Below are 7,708 nucleotides of genomic sequence, written 5' to 3' on the forward strand. Positions count from 1 at the left end.
AAAGTATAAAAAACGAACAAAAAGAAGTCGCTTAACAAAATTAGGGTAAACAGTGCCAACTATCTTGAAAAACACCGACACAAGCAACACGTACTGAAAGTTATTGTGTGCGGTGGGACGGGCAACATATAAAATCACACCCAGAACACCCATATTTGTCCGCCTCTGATGACACTACTATTGAAAGCACTTTAGCCGTAAAAGTAGAATCAACAGGCCTCGCGCATCAAGTAACCTCTACCGCTGATTTTTTAGCCAAACAAACACAATTTATTGAACCTAAAGCTGCGCCAGGATCTCGCTGTGTTGAATGGCGACAAAGAACGATTGTTTCAACCTCTGGTTATGTCTCTGTACGTTATGGTAAAGATAAAAGGCTCAATAAACCGATTGTATTTGTGCAAGGTTATGGTGGCGATTTTACCGATGGTTTTACTCTAAACAAGGTTGCCAATGAAAAAGAGACCTTTGATCGTTTTATTCTCAACAGCCCTAAACTTAATGCAGAGACCAGTATTTACAATGCGGGCTATGATTTAGTGTTATTTCGTTATGCCAAACAAGACTCTGGCATAGAATCAAATGCTTGGGCATTAGCAACGTTATTAGAAAAACTTGCCAAAACAAGCGCTGAAGTTAGGGTTGTTGGTCACTCAATGGGCGGTATTGTGGGTAAACTCGCCATTATGTATATGGAAAACAAAGGTAAAGTACATAACGTCAGTGATTTTGTTGCCATAGACTCGCCTTTTTAGGTGTGCATATACCACAAGATGTTAGAGCCTTTGCTAATAAAATTGAAACAGAAGCAAAGAAACTTAGAAGCTGTACTGTCTTATATTTCTGGAATAGCCGAAAAAGAAGAGACTGTCGGGATAACCGTCGCCGTTTAAAGTCAATTAATGATATTTTTGACTCTTACACTTTCAAACAACTGGATGAAGGCAGCCCGCAAAACATTGCATTACGCAAGCGTTTTAAAGATTTAGCTATTTTCTTTAACCCAACACGCAGCACTGCGATTTCATATGGGAAAAGTGATTTAAGTCCTATTCCCGAAGTGTATACTGGCAGAGTCGAGAATGATTTAAAGCTCGACATAAAATGGTATCTATCAAATGGTCCACATTCTCGGTTGTATTCAACCCCTAGAGAAGCACGCAATGGTAGTTATGTGACTATGTACAAAAATATCAGTGATAGCATTAGGTCTGGAAATCAGGCGCTGCTCAGTGTTAAAAAAGAAACTCGCACCGTAAATAAGGGTCGCCATGTTTTTGTTACCACTGATTCTGCCTTTGCAGGGAAAAATGGTAGTTTTGATAAATATATATATCGCGGTGATGCTTATGCTCAGCATTTAGAGCATCGCATGGTTACTTACCCATTCACTTTGTTAGTCCAATAAGGAAGATTTACAAATGAAAAAATCATTCTTAGTTCTCTTACTAATACTGCTAACAGCATGTAATGAAACCGAAAAAAGTGAAGCTGTAAACAGTAGTGATTTTCAGTATAGTGGTTTGCTAACCACCAGTGCTAGCTTTGGCAGCTCAGGCGCTGATTTAGGCATCGCAGGCTCAGTAGGTATTACAGCAAACAATTATAACGATATTAAATTATCTGCAAATGACCAATTTAATTTAATTACGCCGGATGGCCAAGTTATGAAGGGGGTCAATTATCAACAGCTGGGGCTTTTAAAATCTATCTTTTTATGTTGTACTTTTTCTGCTGGTGTACATAGAGAAAACTTAGCAGACTTTGATATAGCGTTAGCGGATAATATTTGGCAATTTGAGTTTAAACGAAACGGAATTTTAGAAGATAGTTTTACCTTAACATTAGCTAAACCTATTGTATTAGATCAACTTGATGGTTTTTTAATGAATGACGATGGCTCGATAACCTTAAGCTGGCAACAAGAAATATTAGGTGGCAACATAGATATCAGATTATTATCTGCAGAGTCTTGCGATGTATCATTATATTTCCCTCTGAGTTCCGCTGATAAAATGATTACTATCAAAAAAGAAGATGTCATACAATGTAAAGGCTTAAATGCCATGGTAGTTGATTTTATGCTAGGGCAGCCGCCACAAAAAAAAACAACAGATATTTTACAAGTACCGTTAGCTATTACGATAAGTCAATTAGAGCAACGTATTGAACTGGTTTTAAAGGAGTAATTAATTGGGGTCAGATCAACTTTAATGAGTACTTCACGTTGATCTGACCCCACTCACACCGACAAGAATTAAGGCTTAAACACACCAATCACTTGTTCATTTGCACGAATAACCTTTTCAACATGAGCTTCAGTTTGTACCATCTTGTTTCATCATTAGCTTTACTAGTTTCTTACTTTGATTATCCCTAATAAATTCTAGTTACTCCCTTTAAAGCAGCCCTCTGACTAAAAATAAATCCTTCCCTTATTGTTAATAAAATGTAACCATCTCATTTCATTAACGATAAGGAATATCACAATGAAAAAAAATAATTTTATTAATCTCTATTTTACTATTGACCAGCTGTTCTTCAGAAGAAAGTGATAGCATATCAAGTAGTGATTTAATTTATAATTTAGAATCTATTGGTCTAATTATAAATTATCCAACAGCGGCTGGTAACACTAATAAATTAGATATTAGTATTGAACGATTACCTGCCGAAGAAGGTTTTTTTAAAGCTGAAAGGTGCAGGGGAACTATCTTTATCTGTAAATGATCAACTTTCCCTTACAGCGCCTAATGGCAATATGGCATTAGGTAAAAATTATCAAGAAAACGGCTTATTTGGCTCATATCCAACGTGTTGTGAATTTAATTTTAACAATACTTCTAATCAGCCTGAACCTGCCAAAATGAGTTTTGAAGAGCTACAAGATAACCAATACTTGGTGCATGGAATTCAAGCGCCAAGGTATCATTGAAGATAGCTTTAATATTCACTTTCCAGCACTACTTGAAATTGAAAATATGAATGCATTAGTCGCCTCAGCAGATAAAGATTTTACCCTAAGAATTATTAGTAAACATAACAGCGGTCATTTAGCGGTAATGATGTTTTCGAAGTGTTTAAACGATGACGATGGTGTAGGTATAGAGCTAGAAGAAGGTGAGAGTATAATCACAATTCCATTAACTCATAAGGAGGGCTGCAGCGACTCAGATGCCAGCATGCTAATAGTTTATGAAGCTGAAGCAAAAACAAACGCCACCACTGACTTATTAAACGTGCCTATAAATAACAAAGCCCGTTTAGTACAAAACTTTAACTTACCTTTAACGGTTAATTAGCGATTTCAATTCAATCGGGGTCAGATCAACTTTAATGAGTACTTCACGTTGATCTGACCCCACTCACACCGACAAGAATTAAGGCTTAAACACACCAATCACTTGTTCATTTGCACGAATAACTTTCTCAACTTGTGCTTCAGTTTGTACCATTTGTTCACCACAGCTAACGCAGGTCACTTTTTCTACGTTATTTTCTTTGGTTAGTGCCAGGGTATCCATAGCTTTACATTTTGGACAAACTGCGCCGGCGATAAATCTCTTTTTTAGGGGGTTGCTCATTTTTACCTACTATTTATTACACTAAATCCAGAATTATCGCTATTTTACCTTGAATTATGGTCATAGGAACAGCGACAATGCACAGGCATTTTTTTAGCTTGTCTTTTCCCAGCAACGCTATGCCATTTTATCGAGGAATTACCATTGATTATAGCCACAGACCTAAGTTTAGATAGAGGGGCTAAAAACCTAATTAAATCATCTAGCTTTACTATTCACCCTAACCATAAAGTAGGCTTAGTAGGCAGTAATGGTTGTGGAAAATCTTCTCTTTTCGCCGCACTCTTGGGTGAGTTAACGCCCGACGGTGGTGATTTATCTATGCCGGCAAGTTGGGATATAGCGACAGTAAAACAAGAAACGCCGTCTTTAGCGCAAAGTGCCCTTGATTATGTCATGGATGGTGATAAAGAATTTCGTCAGTTAGAGCGCGAACTTGAGCAAGCACGCATAGATGATAACGGTAACCTTGAAGCCACCATTATTAATAAAATTGATACCATTAACGGCTACAGCTTACCTGCCCGTGCGGGTGAGTTATTACATGGTTTAGGTTTTTTACAATCGCAACTCGCTAACCCAGTGAAAGATTTTTCGGGTGGTTGGCGCATGCGCTTAAACTTAGCGCAAGCGCTAATCTCTCGTGCTGATTTGTTATTACTCGATGAACCGACTAACCATCTAGATCTAGATGCGGTTATTTGGCTACAACGTTGGTTAAAGCGTTTTACCGGTACACTGGTGCTGATTTCACATGACCGAGACTTTCTTGATACAGTGATTGGTCAAATACTCCATATTGAGCACCAGCAGGCTAAATTATACAACGGTAACTATACCTCTTTTGAACGCCAACGCCGCGAACATTTAGCACAACAAGACGCACAATATCAAAAACAGCAAAAAGAAGCCGCCCATCTGACCGCTTTTGTTGATCGTTTTCGTGCTAAAGCCAGTAAAGCAAAACAAGCACAAAGCCGATTAAAGCGCTTAGAGAAATTACCAGATTTAGCACCAGCTCATGTTGATAGCCAATTTACCTTCAGCTTTGAACAACCAGAAAGTTTGCCCTACCCACTATTATCCCTTAAAGACAGTCAGTGTGGTTACCCTAAGTCTGACCAGAGTGAACAAAAAATCATTTTAGACAGTGTTAGCTTAACCTTAGTGCCGGGCAGTCGCATTGGTTTATTAGGGCGAAATGGCGCGGGTAAATCAACCCTGATCAAATCACTCGCCGGAGATATTGCTTTACTTAGCGGCGAGCGATATTGTGCACAAGAGCTAAAAATTGGTTATTTTTCTCAGCACCAATTAGAGCAATTGCATATAGCATCGAGTCCAGTTGATCATATCCTGCGTGCTAAACCAAGCTTAGGTGAGCCACAGGCGCGTACCTTTTTAGGTAAATTTGGCTTTAGCGGCGACCAAGCACTTGCTCCCGTGAGCAATATGTCTGGCGGTGAAAAAGCACGTTTAGTACTAGCATTAATCGTGTTAGAAAAACCGCAGTTATTATTATTAGATGAGCCAACCAACCATTTAGATCTAGAAATGCGTCAAGCCTTAGTCATGGCATTACAGGACTTTGAGGGCGCCATTATATTAATTGCCCATGATAGATTTTTATTAGAATCCTGTGTTGATGAATTTTATCTTGTTGCTAACGGCCAAGTCAGTGATTTTAGCGGTGATATTGATGATTATCAGCAATGGCTTAATGATGATAAAAAACAAGCCATGAAATCGATAAAAAGTAGTCAACAAAGCAGTGATAAAGGCTTAGACAAAAAACAACTTCGCCAGCAACAAGCTGAGCTACGCAAAAAATCGGCGCCTTTGCGTAAAGAAGCGGATAAATTAGAGAAAAGTATTCATCATTGGCAAGAAGAGTTAACAAAAGTTGAAGCGTTATTAAGTGATAGTGATATTTACCAAGCAGAACGCAAAGTTGAATTGACCGACTTACTGAAAAAACAAGCGCGTTTGAAAAACGATATTGAAGATAATGAAATGGAGTGGCTTGAAGTTGCTGAGCAGATTGAAGAAATGATGTCAGTGACAAATTAACCGCGAACAATTAAAATATAGCTAAAGTGCTCTTAAGCGAAGAGCACTTCCCTATCGCCAATAATTCGTTAAATAGAGTGTAGCGCCTGACAATAATCCCAGCATTAATAATTTCCGAAACGGTGATAAAAGGTGAATTATAGCCATAACGGCAAAAAATTATGGGAAGAAACAGTTCTTTAATGTAAGTCACATAAGTTCTAAGCTACACTTATTCATAATAATAATGCCGACCAAGGAAAATTATGTTCCCTAAAGCCAGTGCAATGCTCAAAATACACTTTAGCGTAAAAAAAATACTTTCTGCAATGATCTTACTCGCTAGCTTCTCTACCTTTAGTCAAGGCAATGATCTTGAGCAAGGTATTTATGAGTTTAATCGTGGTAAATTCCAAGCTGCTATTAGCCAATTTCGTCCACTAGTAAACGAAGGCTATGCACCCGCTCAATATCAAATGGCCTTGATCTATCAATTCGGTTACTCTGTGCCTAAAGATGGCATGAAAGCTCTTGAGTTATTTCAGCTTGCTGCTGCACAAAACTATCCCGATGCACAATTTGAGTTGGCCTTACTTTATAGCGAAGGAAAGCTCGTTAAAAAAGACCTGAAGAAATATTTTGAATTGACCCATAAAGCAGCAAAAAAAGGTTTAGCGAGTGCACAGTTTAACTTAGGCGTTGCCTATGCCAATGGTACCGGCATAAAACAAGATGACTTTAAAGCCTCACGTTGGTATCAAAATTCCGCCAATCAAAACTATGCCCTTGCTCAATATAATTTAGCCCTACTTTATAGTGAAGGAAAAGGCGTAGAAAAAAGCACGCCGATGTCTTTTGTCTGGAATACCATGGCATCATGGAATGGTTATCCAAATGCTGAAAAAAGCCGAATAATGGATGAACGAGATTTATCTAGACTTGAAATTATAGAGAGCTTGGAAAAGGCTAATCAAATTTATAAGAAAATAAGAAACCAACTAGCACTGCAAGAAAAAATGGCAGAAAAGCAGCGCTACTATTGATCTAAATCAGTTTAGTGATTGGGCAAATTAATTACACTAGGTACATCACGAATTACTTAGTAAATTATGGAGCTCAATATGAACTTATTATCAATGTTAGCTAACGATCCTGTAGTGATGTTCGCTTTAGGTGGTTTAGCTATTCTTCTCGCTATTTCTGGTTATTATATTTATTACTTTATTACGCATATTCAAGAGGATAGTAAAGATCGCTAATCTAATGATTATATTAACTAGGTTAGTAGTCTGCTGACATAAGCTAAATAGCTCTCTCTTGCTATACTACTTGTTAGTAAGATTCAAGTTTAGCTTGTTGAGGTATAGTTATGTTGTCGGTAAATCAATCATCAGCCAATTTAAGCTTTATTGATAAGCTCAATCAACAAAGAGAAGAGCAAGCGGAAAAACTCGCCTCGGGAAAACGCATTAATAAAGCCGCTGATGATGCCGCTGGTTTACAAATTGCCAATCGGCTTACTAGTCAAATTAATCAAAATCAACAACTGAGCTTTAACGCCCAAGACCAAGCCAATATTAATAATATTGCAGCTGGCGCTTTGTCAGCGATTAATGATGGCTTGTTGCGTGCACAAGAGTTATCTATTCAATCAGGTAACCCCCTTTACGCTGGTGATGCCATACAGGCTGAATTAGACCAAATTACCGAGCAAATAAATACCCTTGCTAGTGAGGTATTAGGGCAGGATAATTTTATCAGTGGTCTCGATGCTAGCGACCCTTCAACCACACAAACAATTATTCAAGACACCTCACAACTGGTCAATGAAAGTGCTAGTGCTTTAGGTGCAGCAACTAATGCTTTGGCTCGTCAAGTAGCCACCTACCAAACCACTATTATCAATGTTAGTGCTGCACGCTCTCAAATTGAAGATACCGACTTTGCCGCGGTAACGAGCGAACAAGAACAAAATGCCGTGCTGTTACAAAGTGCCATCATCACTAAGAAAAATGAAGAAGAACGTAAAGGCATACTCTTTAATAAATTAATCTAGTGAAACAGTGTCCAATTTT

The 7,708-nt window shown here is 38.2% G+C and carries 10 protein-coding genes; 9 read left to right on the forward strand and 1 reads right to left on the reverse strand.

Annotated elements, in window-relative coordinates:
* Positions 1-155 precede the first annotated feature (155 nt).
* From MTCD1_RS17715 to MTCD1_RS17735, 5 genes are all read left to right on the forward strand, one after another.
* A complete protein-coding gene (locus MTCD1_RS17715) occupies positions 156-755 on the forward strand; it encodes an esterase/lipase family protein (protein WP_057179463.1) in 600 nt (199 codons plus the stop codon).
* A 2-nt stretch (positions 756-757) separates the two neighbouring features.
* A complete protein-coding gene (locus MTCD1_RS17720) occupies positions 758-1,408 on the forward strand; it encodes a hypothetical protein (protein ID WP_057179462.1) in 651 nt (216 codons plus the stop codon).
* 13 nt (positions 1,409-1,421) lie between these two features.
* A complete protein-coding gene (locus tag MTCD1_RS17725; RefSeq protein ID WP_057179461.1) occupies positions 1,422-2,189 on the forward strand; it encodes a hypothetical protein in 768 nt (255 codons plus the stop codon).
* A gap of 467 nt (positions 2,190-2,656) precedes the next feature.
* Entirely contained in the window at positions 2,657-2,935 is a 279-nt protein-coding gene (locus tag MTCD1_RS17730; protein WP_057179460.1) for a hypothetical protein, read from the forward strand.
* Positions 2,907-3,302: a hypothetical protein gene (locus MTCD1_RS17735; RefSeq protein WP_057179459.1), complete on the forward strand. Its 396-nt coding sequence runs from the start codon at positions 2,907-2,909 to the stop codon at positions 3,300-3,302. The genes MTCD1_RS17730 and MTCD1_RS17735 overlap by 29 nt, the downstream gene beginning before the upstream one ends.
* Positions 3,303-3,380: 78 nt before the next feature.
* On the opposite strand, the gene MTCD1_RS17740 is transcribed toward MTCD1_RS17735, so the two are convergent.
* Positions 3,381-3,584 carry a YheV family putative zinc ribbon protein gene (locus MTCD1_RS17740; protein ID WP_057179458.1) on the reverse strand — a complete coding sequence of 68 codons (204 nt, stop codon included), beginning with the start codon at positions 3,582-3,584 and terminating at the stop codon, positions 3,381-3,383.
* A gap of 144 nt (positions 3,585-3,728) precedes the next feature.
* Between MTCD1_RS17740 and MTCD1_RS17745 the strand changes: the two genes are divergently transcribed.
* From MTCD1_RS17745 to MTCD1_RS17755, 4 genes are all read left to right on the forward strand, one after another.
* Entirely contained in the window at positions 3,729-5,654 is a 1,926-nt protein-coding gene (locus MTCD1_RS17745; RefSeq protein WP_057179457.1) for an ATP-binding cassette domain-containing protein, read from the forward strand.
* A gap of 245 nt (positions 5,655-5,899) precedes the next feature.
* Positions 5,900-6,676 (forward strand): tetratricopeptide repeat protein, encoded by a 777-nt coding sequence (locus MTCD1_RS17750; protein ID WP_057179456.1) that lies wholly within the window; start codon positions 5,900-5,902, stop codon positions 6,674-6,676.
* A gap of 78 nt (positions 6,677-6,754) precedes the next feature.
* Positions 6,755-6,892 (forward strand): hypothetical protein, encoded by a 138-nt coding sequence (locus tag MTCD1_RS21545; RefSeq protein WP_197410238.1) that lies wholly within the window; start codon positions 6,755-6,757, stop codon positions 6,890-6,892.
* A 110-nt stretch (positions 6,893-7,002) separates the two neighbouring features.
* Positions 7,003-7,689: a flagellin gene (locus MTCD1_RS17755; RefSeq protein WP_057179455.1), complete on the forward strand. Its 687-nt coding sequence runs from the start codon at positions 7,003-7,005 to the stop codon at positions 7,687-7,689.
* Positions 7,690-7,708 lie beyond the last annotated feature (19 nt).

Source organism: Colwellia marinimaniae (assembly GCF_002207865.1).
GTDB classification, from domain to species: Bacteria; Pseudomonadota; Gammaproteobacteria; order Enterobacterales; family Alteromonadaceae; genus Colwellia; species Colwellia marinimaniae.

What these genes read in the sequence shown, in the direction of transcription:
- MTCD1_RS17725 (WP_057179461.1), top strand. Translation starts at nt 1,422, where the DNA reads ATGAAAAAATCATTCTTAGTTCTCTTACTAATACTGCTAACAGCATGT.
- MTCD1_RS17735 (WP_057179459.1), top strand. Translation starts at nt 2,907, where the DNA reads ATGGAATTCAAGCGCCAAGGTATCATTGAAGATAGCTTTAATATTCAC.
- MTCD1_RS17740 (WP_057179458.1), bottom strand. Translation starts at nt 3,584, where the DNA reads ATGAGCAACCCCCTAAAAAAGAGATTTATCGCCGGCGCAGTTTGTCCA.
- MTCD1_RS17750 (WP_057179456.1), top strand. Translation starts at nt 5,900, where the DNA reads ATGTTCCCTAAAGCCAGTGCAATGCTCAAAATACACTTTAGCGTAAAA.
- MTCD1_RS21545 (WP_197410238.1), top strand. Translation starts at nt 6,755, where the DNA reads ATGAACTTATTATCAATGTTAGCTAACGATCCTGTAGTGATGTTCGCT.
- MTCD1_RS17755 (WP_057179455.1), top strand. Translation starts at nt 7,003, where the DNA reads ATGTTGTCGGTAAATCAATCATCAGCCAATTTAAGCTTTATTGATAAG.